28 protein-coding genes and 1 tRNA gene are annotated in these 24,208 nt (G+C 30.6%); 8 read left to right on the top strand and 21 right to left on the bottom strand.

Annotated elements, in window-relative coordinates; all coding sequences use genetic code 11:
* Positions 1-36 precede the first annotated feature (36 nt).
* The 7 genes from ACJJVO_RS02335 to ACJJVO_RS02305 form a co-directional block, all read right to left on the bottom strand.
* Positions 37-978: a hypothetical protein gene (locus ACJJVO_RS02335; RefSeq protein ID WP_405569968.1), complete on the bottom strand. Its 942-nt coding sequence runs from the start codon at positions 976-978 to the stop codon at positions 37-39.
* Positions 979-1,009: 31 nt separating this feature from the next.
* Positions 1,010-2,056, bottom strand: coding sequence for a cytochrome-c peroxidase (locus ACJJVO_RS02330; RefSeq protein WP_405569965.1), 1,047 nt, complete (start codon positions 2,054-2,056; stop codon positions 1,010-1,012).
* 57 nt (positions 2,057-2,113) lie between these two features.
* The gene (locus ACJJVO_RS02325; RefSeq protein WP_405569962.1) at positions 2,114-2,911 is read right to left on the bottom strand and encodes an MbnP family protein; all 798 of its coding nucleotides are present in this window, start codon (positions 2,909-2,911) and stop codon (positions 2,114-2,116) included.
* A 195-nt stretch (positions 2,912-3,106) separates the two neighbouring features.
* Positions 3,107-3,415, bottom strand: a complete 309-nt coding sequence (locus tag ACJJVO_RS02320) for a hypothetical protein (protein ID WP_405569959.1) — start codon at positions 3,413-3,415, stop codon at positions 3,107-3,109.
* Positions 3,416-3,552: 137 nt separating this feature from the next.
* A complete protein-coding gene (locus ACJJVO_RS02315) occupies positions 3,553-3,750 on the bottom strand; it encodes a hypothetical protein (protein WP_405569956.1) in 198 nt (65 codons plus the stop codon).
* 220 nt (positions 3,751-3,970) lie between these two features.
* Complete coding sequence (locus ACJJVO_RS02310) at positions 3,971-4,798, bottom strand: TIGR00266 family protein (RefSeq protein ID WP_405569954.1); 828 nt, start codon at positions 4,796-4,798, stop codon at positions 3,971-3,973.
* 100 nt (positions 4,799-4,898) lie between these two features.
* Positions 4,899-5,354: a DUF4442 domain-containing protein gene (locus tag ACJJVO_RS02305; protein ID WP_405569952.1), complete on the bottom strand. Its 456-nt coding sequence runs from the start codon at positions 5,352-5,354 to the stop codon at positions 4,899-4,901.
* Positions 5,355-5,499: 145 nt separating this feature from the next.
* Between ACJJVO_RS02305 and ACJJVO_RS02300 the strand changes: the two genes are divergently transcribed.
* From ACJJVO_RS02300 to ACJJVO_RS02280, 5 genes are all read left to right on the top strand, one after another.
* On the top strand, positions 5,500-5,946 hold the full coding sequence (locus ACJJVO_RS02300) for a DUF4870 domain-containing protein (protein WP_405569950.1): 447 nt from the start codon (positions 5,500-5,502) through the stop codon (positions 5,944-5,946).
* Between the two features lie 90 nt (positions 5,947-6,036).
* Positions 6,037-6,378, top strand: a complete 342-nt coding sequence (locus tag ACJJVO_RS02295) for a PadR family transcriptional regulator (protein WP_115818194.1) — start codon at positions 6,037-6,039, stop codon at positions 6,376-6,378.
* On the top strand, positions 6,375-8,222 hold the full coding sequence (locus ACJJVO_RS02290; RefSeq protein WP_405569948.1) for a PspC domain-containing protein: 1,848 nt from the start codon (positions 6,375-6,377) through the stop codon (positions 8,220-8,222). Before ACJJVO_RS02295 ends, ACJJVO_RS02290 begins: the two co-directional genes overlap by 4 nt.
* A 101-nt stretch (positions 8,223-8,323) precedes the next feature.
* Positions 8,324-9,052: a head GIN domain-containing protein gene (locus tag ACJJVO_RS02285; protein ID WP_405569945.1), complete on the top strand. Its 729-nt coding sequence runs from the start codon at positions 8,324-8,326 to the stop codon at positions 9,050-9,052.
* Positions 9,053-9,305: 253 nt separating this feature from the next.
* Positions 9,306-10,142, top strand: coding sequence for a GIN domain-containing protein (locus ACJJVO_RS02280; RefSeq protein ID WP_405569943.1), 837 nt, complete (start codon positions 9,306-9,308; stop codon positions 10,140-10,142).
* 79 nt (positions 10,143-10,221) lie between these two features.
* Here ACJJVO_RS02280 and trxB read toward each other — a convergent pair whose 3' ends face one another.
* A complete protein-coding gene (gene trxB, locus ACJJVO_RS02275; RefSeq protein WP_405569940.1) occupies positions 10,222-11,205 on the bottom strand; it encodes a thioredoxin-disulfide reductase in 984 nt (327 codons plus the stop codon).
* Positions 11,206-11,411: 206 nt separating this feature from the next.
* Between trxB and ACJJVO_RS02270 the strand changes: the two genes are divergently transcribed.
* Complete coding sequence (locus ACJJVO_RS02270; RefSeq protein WP_405569938.1) at positions 11,412-11,891, top strand: hypothetical protein; 480 nt, start codon at positions 11,412-11,414, stop codon at positions 11,889-11,891.
* Positions 11,892-11,957: 66 nt separating this feature from the next.
* Here the strand turns inward: ACJJVO_RS02270 and ACJJVO_RS02265 are convergent, their stop codons facing one another.
* From ACJJVO_RS02265 to ACJJVO_RS02210, 12 genes are all read right to left on the bottom strand, one after another.
* Positions 11,958-13,364 (bottom strand): hybrid sensor histidine kinase/response regulator, encoded by a 1,407-nt coding sequence (locus ACJJVO_RS02265; protein ID WP_405569935.1) that lies wholly within the window; start codon positions 13,362-13,364, stop codon positions 11,958-11,960.
* A 10-nt stretch (positions 13,365-13,374) separates the two neighbouring features.
* Positions 13,375-13,770: a response regulator gene (locus tag ACJJVO_RS02260; RefSeq protein WP_405569933.1), complete on the bottom strand. Its 396-nt coding sequence runs from the start codon at positions 13,768-13,770 to the stop codon at positions 13,375-13,377.
* Positions 13,771-13,785: 15 nt separating this feature from the next.
* Positions 13,786-15,492 carry an ATP-binding protein gene (locus tag ACJJVO_RS02255; RefSeq protein ID WP_405569930.1) on the bottom strand — a complete coding sequence of 569 codons (1,707 nt, stop codon included), beginning with the start codon at positions 15,490-15,492 and terminating at the stop codon, positions 13,786-13,788.
* Positions 15,493-15,577: 85 nt separating this feature from the next.
* Positions 15,578-16,048: a hypothetical protein gene (locus tag ACJJVO_RS02250; protein WP_405569928.1), complete on the bottom strand. Its 471-nt coding sequence runs from the start codon at positions 16,046-16,048 to the stop codon at positions 15,578-15,580.
* A gap of 42 nt (positions 16,049-16,090) precedes the next feature.
* Entirely contained in the window at positions 16,091-18,424 is a 2,334-nt protein-coding gene (locus ACJJVO_RS02245) for a TonB-dependent receptor plug domain-containing protein (protein WP_405569925.1), read from the bottom strand.
* A gap of 7 nt (positions 18,425-18,431) precedes the next feature.
* A complete protein-coding gene (locus ACJJVO_RS02240; protein WP_405569922.1) occupies positions 18,432-18,971 on the bottom strand; it encodes a YfiR/HmsC family protein in 540 nt (179 codons plus the stop codon).
* A 745-nt stretch (positions 18,972-19,716) separates the two neighbouring features.
* Positions 19,717-19,878 (bottom strand): DUF1328 family protein, encoded by a 162-nt coding sequence (locus ACJJVO_RS02235; RefSeq protein WP_405569919.1) that lies wholly within the window; start codon positions 19,876-19,878, stop codon positions 19,717-19,719.
* A gap of 188 nt (positions 19,879-20,066) precedes the next feature.
* The gene (locus ACJJVO_RS02230) at positions 20,067-20,516 is read right to left on the bottom strand and encodes a PA2169 family four-helix-bundle protein (protein ID WP_405569916.1); all 450 of its coding nucleotides are present in this window, start codon (positions 20,514-20,516) and stop codon (positions 20,067-20,069) included.
* Positions 20,517-20,645: 129 nt separating this feature from the next.
* Positions 20,646-21,080, bottom strand: a complete 435-nt coding sequence (locus tag ACJJVO_RS02225; RefSeq protein WP_405569913.1) for a hemerythrin domain-containing protein — start codon at positions 21,078-21,080, stop codon at positions 20,646-20,648.
* A 366-nt stretch (positions 21,081-21,446) separates the two neighbouring features.
* The gene (locus ACJJVO_RS02220) at positions 21,447-21,653 is read right to left on the bottom strand and encodes a DUF6327 family protein (protein WP_405569911.1); all 207 of its coding nucleotides are present in this window, start codon (positions 21,651-21,653) and stop codon (positions 21,447-21,449) included.
* 1 nt (position 21,654) lies between these two features.
* Positions 21,655-22,002 carry a hypothetical protein gene (locus tag ACJJVO_RS02215; RefSeq protein WP_405569908.1) on the bottom strand — a complete coding sequence of 116 codons (348 nt, stop codon included), beginning with the start codon at positions 22,000-22,002 and terminating at the stop codon, positions 21,655-21,657.
* Positions 22,003-22,005: 3 nt separating this feature from the next.
* A complete protein-coding gene (locus ACJJVO_RS02210; protein WP_405569905.1) occupies positions 22,006-22,338 on the bottom strand; it encodes a YtxH domain-containing protein in 333 nt (110 codons plus the stop codon).
* 193 nt (positions 22,339-22,531) lie between these two features.
* Between ACJJVO_RS02210 and ACJJVO_RS02205 the strand changes: the two genes are divergently transcribed.
* Both ACJJVO_RS02205 and ACJJVO_RS02200 read left to right on the top strand, forming a co-directional pair.
* Positions 22,532-23,896, top strand: a complete 1,365-nt coding sequence (locus ACJJVO_RS02205) for an NAD-dependent succinate-semialdehyde dehydrogenase (RefSeq protein ID WP_405569902.1) — start codon at positions 22,532-22,534, stop codon at positions 23,894-23,896.
* 10 nt (positions 23,897-23,906) lie between these two features.
* The gene (locus ACJJVO_RS02200) at positions 23,907-24,059 is read left to right on the top strand and encodes a hypothetical protein (RefSeq protein WP_405569900.1); all 153 of its coding nucleotides are present in this window, start codon (positions 23,907-23,909) and stop codon (positions 24,057-24,059) included.
* A 53-nt stretch (positions 24,060-24,112) separates the two neighbouring features.
* Here ACJJVO_RS02200 and ACJJVO_RS02195 read toward each other — a convergent pair.
* Positions 24,113-24,187: transfer RNA gene (locus ACJJVO_RS02195), tRNA-Pro, on the bottom strand.
* Positions 24,188-24,208 lie beyond the last annotated feature (21 nt).

The following is a 24,208-nucleotide window of genomic DNA, read 5'->3' as shown; positions in this document are numbered from 1 at the left end:
ACGAGGTTTTTTTTATTAAAGTATCTTATTCAATGTTTATAAAGCATAATTTAAATAAATTGAAAAACGATTTTGAGACTCTACATTATCACCAAATAAATTTTGACTTAAAGGCAGTGTATAACTCGCACCAAAAATAAATTTATTAATGGCTAATTCCGAGCCTAAAGAACCGTTTAGGATGTTGCCATCTGTATCTTGTAGCGTTTCATCGTATTGAACAATAGAATCATAAACATCACCAGAAAGACCAACAAACGGCATGATATTCATTTTTTCTTTAGGAAAAACAGTATATAAATTAACCGCATAACTAAATTGATTACCAAATTGGTAACTGTTTTTATTTTCACCTTTTAAATAATAACTCAAAAGGGTGTTTACGCCAACCTTATCACTTCCGTAATTATAACTCAAAGAAAAAATACCATCTACACTACCTGTACCTACTTGAAAGCCAGGATTAACATTATCTGCTAGTTGTTCTTCAAATTTTCCCGTTGGCAATTTTACACCAATTCCAAATTGTAATGAATGTCCTGAAGCTTCTCTAGGCAAATTATAATCTACTTTATCTTTGCTACTTTTTTTCTTGTAAAACACCAATTTGTACCAACCAATTGTACTTATATCTCCCAAACCGTTAAGCGTTTCATTTTCTCCTTGAAACTTTCGAGTTAAGTCTTGGTACGGAGCATTAGCAGTAACATAAAATGATTTATTTATTGGAATTTGTGCCCATAACTGTATGGTGTTAAATGCCTCTTTACTCACTGGAGAATTACTAAATATACCTGCTTTAGATTCAAAATTTTGATAGATATAGCGTACACCAATAAAATTAGCATTGCTTAATGTTCCAAAACCAAAGCTGCCACTACTTGTAGAACAACCACATAAATCACAAAACAACTCCATAAATTGGTGATTTTCACAATCCCTTTTAATTGACGTGGCATTGACAACTGAGTTGCTCATTACAATAAAGATGAGGGCAACTATTATTTTATTAATATTCTGAAAAACGTTCATCTTCTAAAAATTCGTTATCGGTTAAAGTTTTTAAGAAAGCCAATAAGCTTTCTTTTTCATAAGTAGAAAGCGAAATACCATAAGTACCGTCGCCTCTAAGTAACACTTGGTCTACGTTACCATTATCTACAGCTGCAGAATCATAAAAATCTAAAACCACCTCTAGTGTCGCAAATCTACCATCATGCATGTAAGGATAAGACACTTCTACATTTCTTAAACTAGGTACTTTAAATTTGTACAAATCATTGGGATCTTCTAGTACACCAAATCTTCCTGTATCATTTAATTGAGGATTTATTGGTAAACCATTATTTCTAAAACTTTGATCAGAAAATAAATCTGTAGCATGACAAGTAGCACATTTATTCTGAAATATATTTAATCCATCAGACTCTAATTGTGTAAAGCTAATTCCATCTTCTCCTCTTACATATTTATCGTATTTAGAATTAGAAGATACCATCATTACCATAAATTGAGATAATGCCTTTAACATGTTCTCCGTATTAATTTCGCCATTTTCAAAAGCCCGTGCAAACTGATCTTGATAATAAGGTTCTGCTTGCAATTTAGAAATAACATTACTAGTGGTTTCACCCATTTCTAATTCGCTTGTTAATGGAATAATAGGTTGCAAGTCTAAATGTGTTGCAGCACCATCCCACATAAAAGTAGATTGATAAGCCATATTTTGTATAGGCTGTGCATTTCTAAAGCCCACACCTCCATTAACACCATGACTTAAATTATGTCCATGATGGGTAAAAGCAAAAGCTTGCTCATGGCAAAAAGCACACGGTATGGCATTGTTTAATGACAGTTTCCCCTCATAAAACAAATCTTTACCTAATTCAAAACCTGCTTTAGTAACCGGATTAACATCTAAATTATAAGCAATATCAGGAAAATTAGAAGGCATATCAACCTCCATTACTGCTGGTTCGTATTTAACAATATCTGATGTATCAGAACATGAAGATACTATAACCATTACAGCAAATAACAATTTTATTCTATTCATAAAATATCATTTATAAAACTAGAAGGAGCAAAAAGCTCCTTCTAATTTTAATATTGCTTAATCGTTATGTACGTGATGCACGTCAAACATAGTTTGAACATTTGAAGCAATAACTGGAGTTTCATTTGCATCTGTATGCACCTGATCATAACCATCAGCAAAATTCACTGAAGTAGTACCATCAAAAACTTTAGATATATCTGCGGTAATATGAACTTCTGGAGACTTATTTTCTCTAACTAAAACTGTATTTGGAAAAGTTAATGATACTTCCTTATAATTATCTAAAGAAGAACCTACACTACCCATGTGTATAGCTAATGGCTCATCTGTAACAGTATCTGTAGAGAATGTGCCATCAAACCTAACAAACCTATATCCTGTTGCCCAACTCCACAACATTCCTTCATCTGATGCTAAATCTAAAAAGTCACCTTGCCCATCAGCACCTAATAAAAAACGATCTTGATCGATACCAATTCCGAAAGTAATTTCGGTGTAATTAGCAGCATCAATATCATTTAATGTTACCCAAATCTCACCTGCATTATTACCATCTTCTTCATTAACAATAAACACGTTATCTGAGGTAGGATATGTATATATGTTTCCATCAACATCTTTAACTCTTACATTACTAATAATATATTTTAATGTAGATAGTTGGTAAGATTCACCATTAGATTTAGTATAAGTTGTTCCGAAGATAAAGTCTTGGTCTCCAACAGAATTATCAAATTTTAAAATTAATTCACCAGATTGTCCTGTTAGGTCTTCATTGTTATCATCATCAGATGAACAATTTGTAAGTATTGCGCACGCCAAAAGTGCAAATGTATATTTAAGTAATTTCATTTGTTTAAATTTTATTTTTCGAATGTATTTTGAATGTATTAAGACTTTAGTTCTATAAATTAAACAACTATATAAAAATATGAACACGATCCATTTTTAATATTAAGATACACATCTAACTATTAAAATTTTTATGAAACATGCCATTTAAAAGTTGCTTAAGGTTATAGAAAAAAATCTCACCTAAAAATAAAATTATGAAATTGGAGGCTTAAAATGGTAGTATTCAAACTTGTAAGAATAACATTGAATACATGCTATTATTTTTTGCTTATTATAAAAGGTTGTTAAAGCATTAATTTCAATTACAGGCAATTTTTCTGAAAACACTGGAAAAAAAGAATCGTAAATACTAACTAAAGCTTTTCCACTATCGTCTGTGTTATTAACCGCTGTCAATTGTTTTGCTAAATGACACTTACCATTACATTTTAGCTCTGGCTTATCTGTGTTAATACAATAAGTCTCTATAATATAATCAATATTTAATTGATAATAGAGCATGTTACCAACAACATATATTAGTCTAAACGCAAAAACTAAAAACAATATGTAAACAGCTATTTTTTTCAGTGTAATAGTTTTTTTTTGCGAAGATAACTTTACTCATAAAAAAAGCGACTCGAAAGTCGCTTTTTTTTTTATGCTTTTAAATAAATTAAACACTGATTCAATTCTGGGTTTTGATTGATTAGGGACTGGATATATATTCTAAGTTCTTCAAGTTCGTGAGGCAATAATCGTCTTACTGCTTTTTGTACTTCTCTACAGAATAATGTCGCATCAAAACTCACTTTGCTGAGAACAGTTTTAGTGTACTCGTACATTGCTCGCGCCATAGGTTTTTTTGGTTTTAGGTTTAAAAAAAGTAGATTTTCTCTATACGCTATTGTTTCAATTCAGTTTAAAGGTAATAAAAAAAATGAATTTGAATTTATTTAATCTAAAGTTTAACAGCTTATTATGTTAAAAATTTGAGATTACTTTATTAAAACCATAGTTAAATTAAGAAAACCTATTCTATTTAATTATTAGATTTAAAGCGTTATGCATACCATTTTAAAAGCGATTATCTCCATCTAACAAGTCGCCCAAACCTCCTAAAATACTACCTTCTCCTCTATCTTTTCCTCCACTTCTCGGAGCAGTTGCCAATACACGACCAGCTAACCTACTAAAAGGTAACGATTGAATATAAACTTTCCCAGGTCCTTGCAGTCTCGCAAAGAACAATCCTTCTCCTCCAAAAATGGAATTTTTTATTCCCTTCACAAATTCAATATCGTAATCAATACTTTGAGAAAACCCGACAATACAACCTGTATCTACACGCAAAGTTTCTCCAGCTGCTAATGTTTTTTCTGCCATAGTGCCACCTGCATGTACAAATGCCATACCATCTCCTTCTAACTTTTGCATTATAAAACCTTCACCTCCAAATAAGCCTCGACCTAATTTTTTAGAAAACTCAATACCTATACTTACGCCTTTTGCGGCACAAAGAAAAGCATCTTTTTGGCAAATAAACTTTCCGCCAAACTCAGTTAAATCAATTGGAACTATTTTTCCAGGATATGGAGATGCAAAAGATACATTGCGCTTACCAGTATAATCATTGTAGAAAGCGGTCATAAATAAACTCTCTCCTGTAAGAATACGTTTTCCAGCTCCAAGAATTTTACCCAGAAAACCAGTATCTTGTTGAGAGCCATCACCAAAAATGGTATCCATTTTAATACCATCATCCATCATCATAAAGCTTCCTGATTCCGCAATTACTCCTTCTTGCGGATCGAGTTCTACCTCTACATATTGCATTTCCTCACCATATATACGGTAATCTATCTCATGAGAATTTCTATCGCTATAATTTGGTAATTTTTCCATAACTAATTATTTAAATATTTTAATTGATTCCTTTATATGTTGTAAAAAGCTAAAAAATGTTACAAAAAAAAGGCTATGTACTTAAGAAACACAACAACAATTACGCTTTAACTTTTAAAGTCCATTGAAAATTAAATGTAGAGACTTCTATTCCATCTTTATTAATTCCTTTAGAATTTAACCACAATGTTTGGCCTTCTCCTGTTTCAATCGCTTTATGAATAGCATCATCTATTTTACTTCCTTCATTACAGGTAAAAGTAATTCTACCTGTTGCTTTTTTTGAAAAAGAAGCATCATTAGAAGCGACTAACATTGAGATATTTTTACCACTTTCTTTAATCTTTTTCATTACTAATGCTCCCGTTGTTAACTCAGCTGCCATACCTTGTACAGCCCAAAACATTGACCTAAAAGGATTTTGGTTCACCCAACGATGTTTTACTGAAACAACACAAGTTGTATCATCTAAAGACTTTGTTCTTATACCTGTAAAATATGCCGCAGGTAGCTTAAACATTAGAAACATGTTAAGTTTGGATGGTGAAATATTCATGATGTTAATTAAAATTTTCACTAAAATAATTCAAAATTATGAACCAAACTAATGTTAAGAAAATGTTAATTTTTAGTACTATGCGTAACATAATACCTTTTTAAAGACATATATTTGTATAAGCAACTATTATATACTTTATATTATGTTAGATAATCATCATAAAAATTTAGCCACATTTATTCATCTATCTACCTTTTCGAGGTTTGTTATTCCTTTTGGCAATTTTATTGGACCTATAGTATTATGGGCAGCTAATAAAAACAAATCAGAGTTTATAGATCAGCATGGTAAACAAGCTATTAATTTTCAGATCAGTGTTTTACTATACGCCATTATTATAGGGAGCATTAGTGTACCGCTTTTCATTTTTAGAGTGTTTAGTAATATGGATGTCTTAGATTTTAATGGCTTTAATAGTTTTCATATTAATATTGGTGAACCTTCTCCTCTGCTATACATAGGTGGTGGTCTAGGAGCATTAGCTATTATTGCCTTTATAATAGAATTAGCACTAATTGTTAAAGCTAGTTTAACTGCTAGAGATGGACTCTCGTTTAAATATCCTTTTACAATTAACTTTTTAAAATAATAACACGCGATTTAATCACTCGCTATTTTAATAACTATAAATCATCAATCAAAAAATGAACAGTTTAATCGAATTAAAGACGCACAATACATGAAAATAGAAAACACAAAAGCACAAATGCGTAAAGGTGTTCTAGAGTATTGCATTTTATCCGTTTTAAAGGATGAAGATGCATACGTAGCAGAGATTCTAGGCACACTAAAAGATGCAAAAATGCTTGTTGTAGAAGGAACTATATATCCACTATTAACAAGATTAAAAAATGCTGGCTTGCTCAATTATCGTTGGGAAGAATCTACCTCTGGACCACCAAGAAAATATTATGGACTTACAGAAACAGGAAAATTGTTTCTTAATGAATTAAATACCACTTGGAGTGAATTACAAAATGCCGTTAACCTAGTAACCAATACAAAAACACCAAAAAAATGAATAAAACAGTCAATATAAATTTAGCAGGTATATTCTTCCATATAGATGAAGATGCATACCTAAAATTATCGCGCTATCTTGAGGCTATAAAACGTTCATTTACAGATTCTCAAGGTCAATCAGAAATCATTGCAGACATTGAAGCACGTATTGCCGAATTGTTTTCTGAACGTATACAGAATGAAAAACAAGTTGTGGGTATTAGATTAGTGGACGAAGTGATTACTATAATGGGACAACCCGAAGATTATCTTGTAGATGATGAAATCTTTGAGGATGAGCCAAAACAACAATACAAGCAAAGATCTACATCTTCGAGACGTTTATACAGAGATACTGATAACTCTTACATAGGTGGTGTAGCTGCTGGTTTGGGGCATTATTTTGGAATTGATGCTTTATGGATAAGACTTATTTGGGTGATACTATTCTTTAGTGCTGGTACAGGTGTATTATTATACATTATACTTTGGGCTTTAATACCTGAAGCAAAAACTACTGCAGAAAAAATAACAATGACTGGTGATCCTGTAAACATCAGTAACATTGAAAAAAAAATTAAAGACGGCATTGATACGGTATCAGAAACCGTAAAAAATGTAGATTTAAAAAAACATAGCGAGAAATTAAAAGAAGGTTTTGATCATGTTTCAGATAATATCTCAGAAACGGTTAAAAGTGTCGATTTTCAGAAGCAAAGTAGTAAGCTAAAATCGAGTTCTCAATCTTTTTTTGAAACCATTGGTAGCATTATAATGTTCTTTTTAAAAATAGTATCAAAGTTCATTGGTATTCTTTTAATTATTATTGGAATTAGCACAATCATAGGATTAATTGTGGCCTTCTTTACTGTTGGCGTTACCAATGCTATTCATTTTCCTGGCATGGATTTCATTAATGCATCTAATGCTGCCAATATTCCTATTTGGCTCATGTCATTATTGTTATTTTTCGCTATCGGAATTCCTTTTTTCTTTGTTTTTTATTTAGGATTAAAGATTTTAATAAACAACTTAAAATCAATAGGTAATATTGCAAAATTCGCATTATTAGGTCTCTGGATTGTTTCAATTATTGGTTTAATAATTACAGGTATAAGACAAGCTACAGAGCAAGCATATGATGCCAATGTTACACAAATAGAGGAAACAATAAACGTTACTTCTGGAGATACATTGAAAATTAAAATGGTTGGTCACGATACATACAACAAACACCTATATAGTGACTATAGTGGCTATAGAATTAGTTCTACTGATGACGGTAACAATGTTATATCAACGACAGATATAAGGCTTACAGTAAAATCTACCACAGATTCCTTAGCCAGTATAAAAATTAATGCTTTAGCAAGAGGCAGCAGTTATGAATTAGCCAGAGAACGTGCTCATGAAATTAAATACAATTATTCTGAAGCAAATAATGAACTAAAATTAGATGCATATCTAATTACACATGCTTCAAATAAATTTAGCGATCAACATATTGAAGTTGTCTTGTACCTGCCTGAAGGCACCATATTTATTGCTAACAGCAATACACAAAATTTTCGTCGTTATTATAACTCTTCAAATGACATTCTTAAACGAGGCATGGAAAACCATTTCTTAAAAGTTATAGAAGATGATGTTGAGTGTTTAGATTGTGAGCCAGAACCAGAACCAGAACCAGTACAAGAACTAGAAACCAAAGTTGAAGCAGCTGTAATTAAATCAGAAGTAATAAATACTCAGGAAACTAAAATACAGAAATCAATTGAGCAAGAATTAAACTCAAAAGAATCAGAAATTCAGTATGAAATTACTGAAGAAAATGGCGTTAGCATTGATACTAATAACAATTGATACTTTAAATTATACAAGTCATCATTTTATAATTTACAACAAAGATTAATCAACTTAAATTTATAAAAAACATTTCATCAATCAAAAAACCAACAGAAATCATGAGCACATTATCAAGAATTATCGTAGTCAGTATTATTAGCTTACTAATGCTATCCTGTAATTTTTCTATGAATTTAGGAAAAGGCATTGATGGTAACGGAGACGTTATAAGTGTAGATAGAACTATTTCTAAAGACTTCAATGAAATTAAAATTAGCCAAGGTCTAGAGCTTTACATTACACAATCTGATGACGTGTCATTAGCCATTGAAGCAGATGCAAATCTTCATGATATTATTATGACTGAAGTAGAAAATGGAATATTAAGAATATATGCTACTGAGAACATAAGACGTGCTTCTTCTAAAAAAATAATGCTCAGTTTTGAAACTATTGCATCAATAAAAGCTACTAGTGGAAGCGATGTATATTCTACAAACACTATTAAACTTGCAGATTTGGAGCTAAAATGCACAAGTGGAGCTGATATAAAATTAGATGTCAAAACAGAAACTATAAACTGCAGCTCTACAAGTGGTAGCGATATTAAATTAACTGGATCTACTGAACGTTTTACAGCAGCTGCCACTAGCGGAAGTGATATAAATGCCGCAAAATTACAATCAGAAACTGCTGATGTAAATGCCACAAGCGGAGCCGATATTTCTATAAACACCTCTAAATCATTAACTGCCAAGGCCACAAGCGGTGGAGATATTAGATATTCTGGTAACCCTGAAAACGTAAAAAAATCAGACAATTCCGCTGGAAACGTACGACAACAATAATGATACTGCAAAAAAATAAATTGTATATTTAAAAAATAAAACACTAACAACCAACCAATTGCACACCATCTTAAACTCTAATTAGAGTTTGGGATGGTTTTTGTATATCTTACTTTAATAGCTTTTAATTGACCAATATTTAAATAGAAATCACTATTATTGACAATCGAAACACGTTACATAAGTATAAAACATTACAAATTAACTTATTTAGTACGTTTTGAGTCCCTTAAAAGATAGTAAACCTAAGAACATGAAAAAATTATTACTTATTCTACTTTTAATGATTGTTGCAACTCCAATCATTTCAGCGCAATCAGATGGAAAAATTAAAGGAGATAGAAACGTCACTATTAAACAAACTTTTATCGATAACTTCCACTCTATTATTATTGATGGAGATTTTTCAATTGAAGCTGTATACAACAGTAAACCTTCGGTTAGTGTAGAAGCTGATAGTAATTTACACGATGTAATTCAATTTAATGTTGTAGATGGTGTACTTACCTTTGCAGAAACGGTTCAAATTTCTTCTAAAAAGAAGCTTAATATTACCGTTAATTATGGAGATGGACTACGTTCTATAGAAACTAGAGGAGATAGCGAAATTAGATCTTTAACCTCAATGGAATTAGGTGATGTTACTTTAATTACTGCAGATGACTCTAGAGCTTACTTGAATATTAATGCTAAAAAATTTGATTATAAGAGTTCAGGAAAATCTAAAACAAGATTAAACCTTACTGCAGAAAACACCAAAATTGAATTAAGTGATAATAGTAAGTTAGACGCTTTAATTAATAGTAAAATTGCAAATTTCGATTTGTATCTTCGTTCAGATGCTGTAATAGAAGGCTCTGCAAATAGTTCGGTATTTAGATTAGATAATTCAACGAATTTTAATGGAGCAAAATTTGATGTTAAAACGGTGGATGCAACTCTTGAAGACACAAGCGATTTAACTATTGCTGCAACCGAAAGTATTACTATAGCAGCTTCTGGAGATAGTGAGATTTACCTTTTTGGAAATCCAGCAATATCAATTACGAAATTTGAAGACACTGCCAAATTACAGAAGAAAAAGCGATAAAATATTTAACGCTTAATTTATAAATATAAAAAAGCCGAAGTAATTACTTCGGCTTTTTTATGTAATCAAAATTTATCGACTAGTTATATGTTGAAGTTGCTACTTCAAAATCAGAATCTTTAGCTGCCAAATAACGCTCAGCATCTAACGCTGCCATACAACCTGTACCTGCAGCTGTAATAGCTTGTCTATAAACATGGTCTGCTGCATCACCACTAACAAATACACCTTCTACATTGGTTTTACTTGTTCCTGGTACTGCGTTAATGATGTAACCTGTTTCGTCTAAATCTAAAATGCCTTTAAAAATATCCGTATTTGGTTTATGACCAATGGCTACGAAGAAACCTGTAGCTTCAATATCATGCTTTTCATTCGTTTTATTGTTAAAAACCCTAACACCAGTAACCACTTGTCCATCACCTAAAACCTCATCCGTTTCTGTGTTGAATAAGATTTCAATATTCTCGGTGTTTTTTACACGATTCGCCATGATTTTAGACGCTCTAAACTCATCACGTCTTACTAACATCGTCACCTTTTTACAAAGTTTAGAAAGGTAGTGAGCTTCTTCACAAGCCGAATCACCTGCTCCAACAATAACTACCTCTTGATTTCTATAAAAGAAACCATCACATACTGCACATGCAGAAACTCCTCCTCCTAATTTCAAATATTTTTGTTCAGAAGGTAAGTTTAAATACTTAGCAGAAGCACCTGTAGAAATTATAATAGTATCTGCGTGAATTTCTTTTTCTTCATTTATCCATGCTTTATGAATATCACCAGAAAAATCGACTTTACTAACCCAGCCATGACGTACATCTGTACCAAAACGTTCTGCTTGTTTTTGTAATTGCATCATCATTTCTGGACCCGTAATTCCTTCAGGATAACCTGGGAAATTTTCAACATCATTTGTTGTAGTTAACTGACCACCTGGCTGCTCACCTTGATATAAAACAGGTGCCATATTAGCTCTAGCCGCATAAACAGCAGCTGTGTAACCTGCTGGACCAGAACCTATAATTAAACACTTTACTTTTTCAATTTTATCAGACATATCTTGTGTTTTTATACTTAAAAAATTAATCTCAACTTCTTCAATAAAAAAGCCAAAATTGTGTATAACAAAAGTAGGTTTTTTGAGCAAAACCTTACATAGAAGTTATTAACAGTAACTATTACAGCATAAATGTTTTAAATAGTAGCGTATTCTACTTATAATTTCGTAATTTAAAGCAGTTTAATTGCTAAATCCTAGAAATTATGTCATTAAGAATACTAATTTTAATCCTTAGCTTTGTGTTCATATCTTCATGTAAAGACCAACCCAAAGAGACTTCAGAAATTGTTGAAATTGAAGAAATTCCGAATATCAACTCAAAAAAACTTAATGGAACTTGGGAATTGGTGAGTTTTTATAATTATAAAGATAATGTGGTGGTTGATTCCTTTGACACGTCTTCGACCTCTAGGCAATTAAAAATGTATACGGACTCTAAAGTGATGTGGTGTAAGCATAAGCCAGCAGATTCTTCAGAATGGTTTGGTTATGGCACATATAATTTTAAAGACAACACACTTACCGAAGTATTAGATTTTGGTTCTGCTGTTATGGACAATGTTATTTCCGAAAAAAAACAGTTTAAATTTGAACTACAATTACAATCAAATCAGTTTCAACAAATTGAATTAGATGACGATGGTAACCGTATATATTCTGAAAATTATAAACGTGTAGAATAAATAATGTAAGTTTTGTTTTTTTAATTTATTAGAACCTTAATTATCTAAAAATACGAACGACTGTAATTAATTGTTAGTATTATTTGAAACGGTATTATCGTCACTACAGCCATCTTTAATGATATCCTCCTGAATATTTTTTAATGGAAAAACGAAAAAGAACGAACTACCTTTTCCTAATTTTGACTCTACCCATATCTTACCATCTAAGAGGTTAACAAGTTTTTTTGCTATGGTGAGTCCAATGCCAGCACCATCAAAAGACCTATTAAATGACCCATTAACTTGCGTAAAACCTTTAAAAATTAACTCTTGATGATTTGGATCTATTCCAATTCCGGTATCTGTAACATAAAAAGCAATTTTTGGTGTTTCTTCTCTTTTACAGACCTTAAAGCCATAAGTAACGGTTCCACTTTCTGAAAATTTAATGGCATTCTTTAACAGGTTAATTAATATCTGTTGTAGTTTTAGTTGATCTGTGTAAATGGTTAAATTATTATAACTAGGAGGAATCTCTAAATTAAATTCTAAGTGATCCTTTCCTAAACTTTTTTTATGAATTACCATTGATTCATGTATTTCATTTAGAAAAACATTCAAATTAATATCATTCATATAAACTTTTTCTTTCCCTGATTCTATAAGAGAAAATTTAATAAGATCTTCAATGAGTTTAAGTAAATGTTCACCGCTTTCGTTAATAATTTTTACAAACTCAAGAATTTCATCAATGGACGACTCGTTATCTATGAGCCCAGAAAGTCCAATAATAGAATTAAGTGGTGTTCTTAACTCGTGTGAAATGGTTGCAAGAAATTGAGATTTTAGTCGGTCACTTTCTTCTGCTTTATCTTTAGCTAGGGTAAGTTCTAAGGTTCTTTCTTCAACAAGATTTTCAAGATGATTTCTATATGTTTCTAACTCTTTATTTTGTGATGTAATCTCTTCTTTCTTTTCTAAAAGTAAGTTGTTTTTATTCTTTAATTCCTGAGTACGTAACTGAACTTTCTCCTCTAATAAAGTACTTAACTCTAATAATTCTTTATTTTGAATTTTAAGTTGGTTTTCTTGCTCATAGCTTTTAATGGCTTGTTTAACCGTTAACACAAGATCGTCTGTATGCCAAGGCTTAGCAATATATCGATAGAGACCTGCATGGTTTATGGCATTGGTTATGCCTTCAATAGTGGCCTGCCCTGTTAATAATATATTTAAAGTATCAGGTGATTTTTTATGAAGTTCAGTTAAAAACTCATCTCCTTTCATTACTGGCATAGCGTAATCTGCTATAACTACTTGTAGTCTGTAATTTAAGCTTAATAAATTATCTATAGCCTCTAAAGCCTCAATTCCCGATTCTGCTGTTTCAATAATATATATATTACCAAAAGCATTTTTCAGTTCAGTTTTTAAGCTATTTAAAACTATTTTTTCATCATCGATACAAAATATCACATCTTTCTTCTCCATACGCCTTAGTTTAAATTAAATGCATACCAGTTTCAATACAAGCGAATAACTCTGATCGAATCCATGGTTTTTTTAAGCACTTAAATAGATGTGCTTCCTTCTTTGTTTTCTCAATTAAATTGTCATCTGCCTGCCCAGTTAACAAAATTTTCAAAGAATTAGGATACTTATTATGCACTTTAATTAAAAATTCATCTCCTTTAACAACTGGCATTAGCCAATCGCTGATTATTATAAGTTTTACTTTTTTATCTATCATTAATTCATCAATAATATCAAAAGCTTCCACAGCACTCTGGGCCGTTTCATAAAAAAATGAATTACCGTAATTTTCTTTTAATTGTGCTTTTATACTATCTAAAATAATTTTTTCGTCATCAACACATAATATTACAATTTTCTCCATAAATTATTATTTTGGCTATACTGATAATTCTTTACTATTATTAATAGGTAAGTAAATGCTAAATGTTGTTTTTCCTGGCTTACTTTCTACCTCAATTTTTCCATTATGTTTTTCTATAATTCGTTTTGAAATATCTAAACCAATTCCCGTTCCTTCACCAGTTGGCTTTGTACTAAAAAACGGGTCAAATATTTGATGAATTTCATCTTCAGGAATTCCTTTCCCACTGTCAGTAATAGACACAACAACCCAATTATTTTCTACACCTGTTTTAACCGTTAACTTCCCTTTAAGATCCATCGCATAGATGGCATTATGAAGTATATTGGTCCAAACCTGATTAAGCTCATCATAATAACAAAGAATTTTTGGAATCTTTTGAAATACTTTTGAGACTTCAATACCTTGCTTTATTTGATTGTTGTATAAAATTAAAATACTTTCAATGCCTTCAGAAACATCTGCCAGGACTTGTTCTTCATGAATATTAATTCTTGATGAATTTTTTAAAGCAAAAACAACTTTCGAAGCTCTATCAGACGCGAATTCTATGTTTTCAGTGCTTCTTTGTAAACCTGTAATTTTATAAGCTGTTTCTAAAATATTTTCAGAATCTTCATTTTGCAAAAGAGTTAGATATTTTTCAACATTATCAACAACCATAATATCTACAAAAGTATCTGCGTAAGAATAGGCATTTTTAATATTATGAGATTCAAACGTTGCTGCTATCTTTTTCTTAAGCGTTCGTTCCTCTTTTGAAGTCAACATATGCCTATTTTTAAAAGAATCTTCCATTAATGCTAAAAAATCAACTCTTAAAGCATCTGGTAATTGATTTATAAATATGGGATAATCATTTATAACAAAATGCAATGTTTTTTTAATATTACCTATAGAAGAACGAATAGCACCAAGTGGTGTGTTGATCTCGTGAGCTACACCTGCAATTAACTGACCTAAGGCAGCCAATTTCTCTGAATTAACAAGTTTTTCTTGTGTCTGTTTTAGATCACCTAGAGTTTTTGTTAATTCTGTTGTACGTTGTTTTAGTGCTTCTTCTCTCACATATATTTGAGATAACATTTTATTATACTCATCAACTAAATCACCAATTTCATCTTTACCTTGTTTATGCACTCTCAAGTTATAATTACCTTTTTCAGATATCTCCTTGGTAGCTTTTGTTAAGTTTAAAATAGGTTCAGACAATACTTTTTGTAACCACGTAGCCAAAAAGTAATTTACTATAACTAACACAACTAATAATATGCCCATTTTTATTAAATAGTCATTAATTTTAATTGTTAGCTCTTCTGTAGAAACCCTTAAATAAATCGTTCCTGCAAATTCATTATCGCTAAATATAGGTTTAGATACGCTTAAATACTCATTTTCAAACTTATTCCAAGAGCTTGTTTTGGGAGTGTTAGAAATTGGAATTTTATTTCCGTTTTTATAATATTCTGCAAAAACTTCATTCTTATCATTATAAACAATCCCTACTTCTAAGGACGGAATGTTTTGCAACTTGCCCAGCGTTTCCACAGCACTTTCTGAAACATCAAAAACCAAAGGCACGGCACAATAATCTCCAACAAGTGTTGCATTAATTATTGCGTTGTTCTTCATGTCTTCCTTAAAAACCGTAATATTACTATAGATAACATATGCAAAACCTATCAATAACGATGACAATGACACTAATTGAATAATTAGCATCAACTTTACTTTTATTGATCGATTTTTGAATAGCATATACTAACTTAATACGTTTTATTTTATAGGATAATTAAGAATAATACGACTAAATAAAAGTAATGGTAACTACATAATTCTCACCACCAAACAAGGCTTCAATAGTTCCTACAATTTTAGAAGATGATATTGATACAATATCTATTGCAGAAAAACCCATTGATCCAACAACAGGATAATCATATACAATAGGATCACCTAATATAAGTTGAGTATTGTCTTCGTTTAATAACCATGTGCTTTCTAAGATTACCTCACCTGTAGCATCATAATGATAAAAAGTACCATCTGCTTTAAATTGAAAAGAATAATTTCTAGTTTCCTCAGACTCAAACAACATAATATCTGTAACTTCTATTCCATTATAAACAATGGTAGGTGAAAGCATTTTACTTTCTATTACCCAGTTTCTAGAACTCAGCATGTCGTTAGGATCTGATGATTCTGAATCATCAGTACTACAAGATGTTATAGTAAGGAATAAACTAAAAATAGTGATTAAAAAATAATACTTTTTCATAAATAGATAAGGGTTAAAAATTTGGGTTATTCGTGATTTTTATTAATATTTCCATTGAAGCCCTAATAAGAAAATAGATCCAATATTATCTGCAAAGCCATATTCTCGGTGTTTTCCTAATAGGTTTTTTGCAGTGAAATTTATTGAGATATTCTTATTAAATTGATATGACGTTTTCGCATTTAGAACCATATTGGTTTTTATATACATATGCGACTTTTCATTTTCAAGATTTTCTAAATCATTTATTTCGTAATAGTTATAACTCGCAAATTCATGATTAGAATAGATATAACCATCTGCATTAAAGCTCCATTTATTATTTGGATTATAGTTTAATGAAAAACCTCCAAAAAAGGATGGTGTTGCTTCTTCACTCCATTGGGTAGGGTTTGTTTTATTACTTAATGTACTTGTTAGGATATCTCCTGTAGGATTAACATTTAATTGAATATCTGTTAATTCAACATCAATATCTTTACTACCTGATATGTTAGTTTTCTGGTAAGTACCAAATACCTTAGCTCTGAAGTTATCATTAATTTCATAATCTAGCGTAAAGCCTAAACCATATTGGCTCGCATTTAAATTATAATTTTCAAATATAACAGCACCATCGGCATTTATAGATAATAAATTTCCTGGATTTCCAAATTCATCTAACTCCTGTACTGTGGTATAATCGTGATATGCATTAGGATTCACAAAGTTATCTACTTTAGAATAAAACATTTCAACATCTAAACTTAAACGATTAGTTATTTTAGTTCTCCAACCAATTTCACTACTTGTTATAGTAGGATATTTAAGATCTTCTTGGCCATTAATATTTAAATTTACTGGCACTGTAATTGGATCTGCAGAACCATCTACTGAATGATCATATTCTATTATAATGTTCCCATTTAAATAAGTATCAAAAAAGAAAGGTGATTTAGAGGCTTTTGAATGTACTGCGCGTATTAAGTTATTTTTATTAATACGATACGTAGAAGCTATTTCATAATTTATAAAATTATGTTTATTAAATCCAAATTTATCTAATCGAGCTGCACCAATTACCCTTAGCTTTTCGGCTGGTTTCCACTCAGTAAGCATAAATGCTGAAAAAGAATAAGTTTCTTTTGCTTCATCTTTAAATTGATAGTTAAGCTCATTAAAACTAAAGCGTTCTTTATAAGTAAAGGGACTATTGTATGATAAATACTTATAATTAACTCCTGGTCTTATACTTATCTTTTTAAATTCTTTAAAGTACTCTAAGTTTGCTTCAAGATTAGTAAACTTATAAGAATTAAACTTGTAATTGTTTTCATCCTTACCTGAGTTAATATTAAACTGTCCTATTAAATTATTGTGCTTTATTTTTGCATTTAAATAATAACTCTGTGATTCTGTTTGAGATAATGGTGTTGCTAAATTCACAAAACCTGTTCTCTGACTTTGAGATTTTTGAGCGCCAACAGCAACATCTATATTTGAATGTACACCATAATTATGTGTAAAAAAGATATTACCTCCAATTCTTCTTAAACTAAGATCTTCATCATAATAAGCACCTAGTTCCTTTTGATACTCCCCAAACGTCCATGCCTCATTAGCAGTCACGTCTTTTACTGGAGCGACAAACATGGTTAAACTATCTACACCTACGTAATCTTTTCTTATAAAATCGTAATACTTACTATCAAAACGATAACGCTCTGCAAAATTACCTGAAAAAGACAATTTTGTTTTGTCATCCCAATTATAGCCAATATTTACACTCGCATTTTTAGCATTATTAGTTCCCATTTGACTAGAAACTGCAATGTTTTTTCCTTTTTTATTTGCGTGAGATGTTATAATATTAATTACTCCTGTAACAGCATTGGGACCATATAATGCAGATGCAGGACCTCTAACCACTTCAATTCTTTCAACATCATTTAAATCTACAGGCAAGGTTTCCCAAAATGTGCCTCCACTAAAATAACTATACACCGTTCGGTTATCAATCATAACCAGTATTGTTGTATTATAAGACAATGTTAAATACACATTTTTTGTAATATCATCGTAACCTCTAATATGAATATCATAATTACCAGGTGTTATTTCTCTAACAATTAACCCCTGTGACAAACGTAATGCCTCCGGAATACTTGTAACACCAGAATTCTTTATTTCATCCTTACTAATAATTGTTGTAGACAAAGGTGTCTCAAACAAATCTTCTGGGTGTTTAGATGCTGTTACTACAACATCTATATTTAAAAGCTCTTCAAGAGTCATTTCATTATATACTTTACTGTCATCTTTTTGTCCAAAAGATTTGTAGCACAACAGAGATGTTATGAGCATAATGAATAAAAGTACTTTTCCCTTAAAATTCATAATTGTTTCATTTAAAAATTTTACCAATTCTCAAAATATCCGATGAGAATGATTGCCCTTCCTTTTCTAGTGATGATAAATTCACTAATATTTTAGGTTTATTGTTTTCAATTCCAAATCCTAGTGAGATTTCGCCTTGCTCAACAAAACGCGTTGTACTTGTTACAGAAAGAACATTATTATCTCTACATAATTTAGAAAAACCATGTATGCCTGGCATAAAATAAACAACTTGAGATCCCGAAATATTTTCTGCTAGTTCAGTAGGAAGAATGGCTTTAACATCCATTTTATTTCCCAATCCTTTCATAAATTCAACTTTATTTATTTCAGTACCTGTATCATACACTACTAATATTTTTATTTTTTGGTCATGAGGAATTTGAGGGTTATATTTTAAAACTTTAATTAAGAGGGCAGCTTGTATGTTTTCGGGAACAGAAATGTTTTGTGAAAAAACTGATATGCCCCAAAACAAAAACCCAACAAAAAGTACAGTCCTCCTTAATGAGAAGATGCAATTCTGAGATAATTTTGAGTTAGACATTTAGCAGGTTTCAGTTTTAACTTTAATTCACTATTTTTTTTACAAATGATAGTGTCTATTTTATTACTTCTTAACGTTTATAAGAATGCAAAAAAACATCCATTTATTTTGTTTAATAAAAATCCGGACGAAACAATAGTAGAAGATGTAGAGATACTACTAAAAAGAGAAATAGAGCTTTGTTCTACTAATAAAGGCAGAAAAAAACATAAAAAGACCATCAAAAAGATGATTTTGACTGAATTCATTTAGGGCTATTTAAATTTAATATTCTAATAAATTAAGTCTAAAATAAGACTTAAACCTATTAAATCACAAGGTTAATTAAGGCGAAAATATGCATTTAATCTTAGTTATATGCATTATGCCGATGAAAATATTTTAATAAGTTTACTTTTATTTTTCAAAAAATCAGTGTCAAATGCATCTATTTAATTAATTAACAGAATATTAAAAACAATTAGACAGTAAAAAAAATATTTGTAAAAATTATGACCTACACCATTCTGCATTATAATATCTTTTAAATTTTAATGATAATTTGCTTATTCCTTTACAAACAAGACTATATAAAAACTTTAATTTATGATGTACAGCTAGGATAACAGAAGGTTAATTGAAGTCTAAGAAAATAGATCTGCAGTAAAACGACTAGAAAGGTTTAAATTTCTATACAAAAATAGCCTTGAAAACATAAGTTCTCAAGGCTATTTAAAATATTATTTTGATTTAGTCTTTTACTAAATTATTTCTTCACCAATCCTTTTAATAAAGACAGTACAAAAAGTACTATAAATATAAAGAAAATGATTTTAGCGATTCCTGCTGCAGCACCTGCAATTCCTCCGAATCCAAGAATGGCTGCTATGATTGCTATTATAATGAATGTGATTGTCCAACGTAACATAATATTTTGATTTTAGTGTGATTAATAGAAAAAAGCTCGTCTTATTTCCTATTATAAAGATAGTTACGAAATACATATTAGCTTAACACAAACCGTTAGATTACTAACTCATTTGTTGTTTAACACACTAAATAAAAGGGTGTTATATAAAAATATAACATCCTTTACCTTATCTATAAATAAATATATTAATGCAAATCCTCTAAAGTATTAATTTTAGCCAGACCATTATTGATCGTCGTTTTTTGCGACTGCAGAATTGACTTTGTACTTATAGGAAGACTTGTATCATTTAACACGTCTTCATACTCTTTAATTGCTGCTTTTTCGCCTCTAATTGCTTCATTTAACATTGATTCTTCATCATCCGCAGAAAATAAACTTTTAACATCCATCCATGCTCTGTGAGCTGTTCCTGTTAGACTTCCTCCTTTATCAACATCTTGATTAAAACTTTTAATCTCTTGTTTTAATTCGCGTCCAAAATTTAGACGTTCCTGAGCTTTATTTCTAAAATACGATTTTAATGAGGAATGCTCAATGTTCTCTGCTGCTTTATTAAAACCTTTTTCAGCGTCGTATGTCTTTTCTAATAGATTATTTAATTTTTTTCCAACTTCTTCTGTGTAAGTACTCATAACTTTTATTTTTTTTTGTTTTATGGTACGTTATTTTAAAGATGTGCACCATTTTACATCTTTTTATCAAAATTAGCCCATCTGTACAGTACTAATTAATTCAATAAAATTCAATTTTAACTTAATAGCTTAGCGATTATCACTCATGTAAGCATTGTACTTTGTAGCTAATTCTTCTTTTTGTTTCTCTGATAATATTTTTCCTGATAATTGAAAAAAAGTATGCTCTTCATCTTCTAAATGATGCTCTACTTTATGCTTAAGATCTTTGGCTATTTTTAACCATGCAGATGAATCCATTTCTGTATCTTCTAATTGCTCAATAAGCTCATCAATCTCATGGTGTTCTGCAATACCATGTCTAGCGTGTTCTTGCATCATATCTGAAGGTATCAATGGTTTATAAAAATGCCTTTCTTCTGCATTAGCATGTAAAATCAATTCTTTTTTTAATTTTTTAAAAATTTCTTTTCTTTCTTCTGAGTCTCCTGTAGTTTGCGTTAATTTATCCAAAAGTTCTCTTTGAATATCGTGGTCGATTCTTATGGCTTCGTAAATTTTCATTTCTTAGTTTTTTTTTGAATTACTCAAAATTAAACCAATGGAAATCAAAGGATTTGCTCAATAGATTTAAAAATTAACTGTAATAATGATATACTTTAATAGCATTGTTATCCGTATTTAAGAAAGAAAATAGTATTATCATAAAGTGATTGAATAACAACAAAATAGATTTGTATTAAAAGAATAAGCTTCAATTTTTATTAAATAAAAAATGGTACTGTAAGAAGTAAAATAGGTACTACGTATTATACAGAATAGTATAAACTCGTTGTATCAAGAATTGTCTTAGCAAAAATACAAACCTCTAATTTATTATAAAGTTTTTACGAGAAGTGTTGCTTAGACTCATTATACCTGAAGAAAAATTTATTTTTTAAATAGCCACTTTCTTATCAATGCGATAAAGCTATATTTTCCAGTTAATTTCAAAGCTGTACTTAACCAATTCAAAGGTTGCAAGTCTTCTTTAAATTCACTTTTAGTGAGCTTTAATTCTTCCCAAGCAATATCGCGTTCTAATTTGTAACGCTTTAAGTCATTATCAATTTCTTCGAATGTTGTGTATGTCTTCATATTAATTAAAAAATTTAGGTCCTACTTTTTTAAGTATATAGGCATTGAATTTTGATCTTAGCATATAAATTATAATACAAAGTACCACATAAATAAGTCCCACTAATAAAAACCCAAGTGAATAACTACCAAATGAATTACCTATTTCTAAAGCTGCAGAAATAGACAAAAAGACTAATGCTGCAAATAAAAAACTACCTACAGCCAAAACTTTCGCTACTAAACTTAATGAAAGTGTTAGCTGCTGAAATATCTTCAGTCTAAAATATTGGTGAGACGCCCTAATGTAGCGCTCACCAACATGAGAAGCTTTGTTTGCTGTATGATTTACATCTTCAAAAACACTCATCAGTTATGCTTTTTTTTGTAAATTCTTATTCTTAGCTTTTAAATCTTTTAATTTAGCTTCAAGTGTGGTAATTACATCTTCTGCCTTGTAACTTGCGTTAGATACAATGGATTCTACCTGATGATCTAAATTTTCTTTTTGAGAAGTAATAGTATTCCCTAAAGTATCTCTTAATTCAGACGCTTTTTCAGCGACAATATCTCTTTTGGCAGCTGCTTCGTCTGCTATTCGTTGTCTCGTTACACTTCCTTTATCTGGTGCAAAAAGAATTCCCAATACTGCTCCTACTGCTGTTCCTGCCAAAATTCCTAAAACTGTATTTCCGTTATTACTCATAATATTTTTTTATCGTTAATTTAATGTTCAGCGCTTTGCTGTACCTCAAAGATATAGCTTATCACAGCAATAATTTAACTCGTTACATAGCAATTTTAGCTCTTATGCTTTTTTATTATTTGAGCTAATTTTTTTAGTTAAAGCACTAACTTTTAATTTTTAATAAATTTAAATTTGAACAACACTTTAAATTATGAAAACAAGTATAAAAACATCGAATCCATTTAATGGAAAACTTTTAGAATCCTATAAATTAGACTCTAAAAGTATTTTAAAAGAAAAAATAAACTTAGCAGACACCACTTTCAAAACTTGGAAAGAATTTGAGATTGAAGATCGGGTCAATTTACTTCAAAATTTAGCGGACGAATTATTCAAGCAAAAGACAGAACTAAGCGAGCTTATAACTGAAGAAATGGGTAAGCCAATTCACGAAAGTATAGCTGAAATTGAAAAATGTATATATGTTATTGATTTTTATGTAAAAAATACAGAACAATTTTTACAAGACGACATCATTGAGACTGAAGCTCACGAAAGCTTTATCAGTTATGATCCCCTAGGATGTATTTTAGCAATAATGCCTTGGAATTATCCGTTTTGGCAGGTATTTAGATTTGCCGTTCCTACCTTATCTGCGGGCAATGTTGCGCTTTTAAAACACGCTTCTAATGTTACAGGATGTGCTATAGCTATTGAAAAACTTTTTTTAGATGCAGGATTTCCGAAAGGGTGTTTTCAAACTCTCATTACAGATCACAAATCCGTAGAAGAACTTATGGAAAACGACATCATTAAAGCTGTTTCTTTAACAGGAAGTGAAAAGGCAGGTAAGAAAATAGCAGAATTAGCAGGCAAAAATCTTAAACATTCATTATTAGAATTAGGTGGAAATAATGCCTGCATTATTTTAAAAGATGCTGATTTAGAGAAACATATTGAGACCATAGTTAAAGCGAGAATGCAAAATTCTGGACAGAGCTGTATCGCTGCCAAAAGATTTATTGTTGTTGAAAGCATTTATGACGAATTCATTAAAAAATTCACATCTAAGGTAGAGGAACTAAAGTATGGTAACCCTAAAGATAATGACACTACAATATCATGTTTAGCTCGCGAGGATTTAGCTGATATTTTAGAAAAACAAGTTAAAGAGTCTATTGATTTAGGAGCAAAAGTCCTATTTGGTAACAAGCGTGAAGGCGCATATTACCAACCAACCATCTTAACGCATGTTACAACTAAAATGCCAGTGTTTAAAGAAGAAACTTTTGGACCAATTGCAGCTATTGTTAAAGTAAAATCTGAAGATGAAGCTTATAAAACAGCAATGAATTCTAAATTTGGCTTAGGAACCATGGTTTTTACATCAAATTACAAAGCTGCTTCAAAACGCATTTTAGAAATTGAAGATGGTGCCTTTTTTATCAATGAAATGGTAAAGTCCGATCCTAGATTACCTTTCGGAGGGACTAAAAGCTCAGGCTTTGGTCGCGAATTATCTAAAGAAGGTATGTTAGCCTTTGTAAATAGAAAAACAGTTTATATTAATAAATAAAAACAAAAAAATGAAGTTTGTAAAAGAAGAAGACGAAGAAAGAAGAGATTATATCCTTCAAAAAGACACAAAAACGAAGCTTGGAGCTCGAATTATAATTTTTACACTTATAGTTTTAGTAGGAGCTGTAATAGCCTCAGGAATTCACTTTAAGTGGTTCTAAACTATTTTAAAATCAAAAAAGCTCAGCAAATGCTGAGCTTTTTTAGTAAAAAGTCGGGGTGGCAGGATTCGAACCTGCGGCCTCCACGTCCCAAACGTGGCGCGATAACCGGGCTACGCTACACCCCGAATTCTAGTTTCCTAATTTCG

Source organism: Winogradskyella sp. Asnod2-B02-A, from assembly GCF_045063645.1.
Classification (GTDB): domain Bacteria; phylum Bacteroidota; class Bacteroidia; order Flavobacteriales; family Flavobacteriaceae; genus Winogradskyella.
Note: the sequence above shows the minus strand (reverse complement) of the source record. Positions and strands in the feature narration are given on the sequence as shown.

Bases quoted from the DNA above. Each gene is read 5' to 3' on its own strand.
- ACJJVO_RS02295 (WP_115818194.1), top strand. From the start codon at position 6,037: ATGAAAATAGAAAACACAAAAGCACAAATGCGTAAAGGTGTTCTAGAG.
- ACJJVO_RS02315 (WP_405569956.1), bottom strand. From the start codon at position 3,750: ATGGCGCGAGCAATGTACGAGTACACTAAAACTGTTCTCAGCAAAGTG.
- ACJJVO_RS02240 (WP_405569922.1), bottom strand. From the start codon at position 18,971: ATGTCTAACTCAAAATTATCTCAGAATTGCATCTTCTCATTAAGGAGG.
- ACJJVO_RS02250 (WP_405569928.1), bottom strand. From the start codon at position 16,048: ATGAAAAAGTATTATTTTTTAATCACTATTTTTAGTTTATTCCTTACT.
- ACJJVO_RS02305 (WP_405569952.1), bottom strand. From the start codon at position 5,354: ATGAATATTTCACCATCCAAACTTAACATGTTTCTAATGTTTAAGCTA.
- ACJJVO_RS02200 (WP_405569900.1), top strand. From the start codon at position 23,907: ATGAAGTTTGTAAAAGAAGAAGACGAAGAAAGAAGAGATTATATCCTT.
- ACJJVO_RS02235 (WP_405569919.1), bottom strand. From the start codon at position 19,878: ATGTTACGTTGGACAATCACATTCATTATAATAGCAATCATAGCAGCC.
- ACJJVO_RS02330 (WP_405569965.1), bottom strand. From the start codon at position 2,056: ATGAATAGAATAAAATTGTTATTTGCTGTAATGGTTATAGTATCTTCA.
- ACJJVO_RS02290 (WP_405569948.1), top strand. From the start codon at position 6,375: ATGAATAAAACAGTCAATATAAATTTAGCAGGTATATTCTTCCATATA.
- ACJJVO_RS02300 (WP_405569950.1), top strand. From the start codon at position 5,500: ATGTTAGATAATCATCATAAAAATTTAGCCACATTTATTCATCTATCT.
- ACJJVO_RS02280 (WP_405569943.1), top strand. From the start codon at position 9,306: ATGAAAAAATTATTACTTATTCTACTTTTAATGATTGTTGCAACTCCA.
- ACJJVO_RS02320 (WP_405569959.1), bottom strand. From the start codon at position 3,415: ATGCTCTATTATCAATTAAATATTGATTATATTATAGAGACTTATTGT.
- ACJJVO_RS02245 (WP_405569925.1), bottom strand. From the start codon at position 18,424: ATGAATTTTAAGGGAAAAGTACTTTTATTCATTATGCTCATAACATCT.
- trxB (WP_405569940.1), bottom strand. From the start codon at position 11,205: ATGTCTGATAAAATTGAAAAAGTAAAGTGTTTAATTATAGGTTCTGGT.
- ACJJVO_RS02335 (WP_405569968.1), bottom strand. From the start codon at position 978: ATGAGCAACTCAGTTGTCAATGCCACGTCAATTAAAAGGGATTGTGAA.
- ACJJVO_RS02220 (WP_405569911.1), bottom strand. From the start codon at position 21,653: ATGAAGACATACACAACATTCGAAGAAATTGATAATGACTTAAAGCGT.
- ACJJVO_RS02210 (WP_405569905.1), bottom strand. From the start codon at position 22,338: ATGAGTAATAACGGAAATACAGTTTTAGGAATTTTGGCAGGAACAGCA.
- ACJJVO_RS02325 (WP_405569962.1), bottom strand. From the start codon at position 2,911: ATGAAATTACTTAAATATACATTTGCACTTTTGGCGTGCGCAATACTT.
- ACJJVO_RS02265 (WP_405569935.1), bottom strand. From the start codon at position 13,364: ATGGAGAAGAAAGATGTGATATTTTGTATCGATGATGAAAAAATAGTT.
- ACJJVO_RS02260 (WP_405569933.1), bottom strand. From the start codon at position 13,770: ATGGAGAAAATTGTAATATTATGTGTTGATGACGAAAAAATTATTTTA.
- ACJJVO_RS02270 (WP_405569938.1), top strand. From the start codon at position 11,412: ATGTCATTAAGAATACTAATTTTAATCCTTAGCTTTGTGTTCATATCT.
- ACJJVO_RS02215 (WP_405569908.1), bottom strand. From the start codon at position 22,002: ATGAGTGTTTTTGAAGATGTAAATCATACAGCAAACAAAGCTTCTCAT.
- ACJJVO_RS02230 (WP_405569916.1), bottom strand. From the start codon at position 20,516: ATGAGTACTTACACAGAAGAAGTTGGAAAAAAATTAAATAATCTATTA.
- ACJJVO_RS02285 (WP_405569945.1), top strand. From the start codon at position 8,324: ATGAGCACATTATCAAGAATTATCGTAGTCAGTATTATTAGCTTACTA.
- ACJJVO_RS02255 (WP_405569930.1), bottom strand. From the start codon at position 15,492: ATGCTAATTATTCAATTAGTGTCATTGTCATCGTTATTGATAGGTTTT.
- ACJJVO_RS02205 (WP_405569902.1), top strand. From the start codon at position 22,532: ATGAAAACAAGTATAAAAACATCGAATCCATTTAATGGAAAACTTTTA.
- ACJJVO_RS02310 (WP_405569954.1), bottom strand. From the start codon at position 4,798: ATGGAAAAATTACCAAATTATAGCGATAGAAATTCTCATGAGATAGAT.
- ACJJVO_RS02225 (WP_405569913.1), bottom strand. From the start codon at position 21,080: ATGAAAATTTACGAAGCCATAAGAATCGACCACGATATTCAAAGAGAA.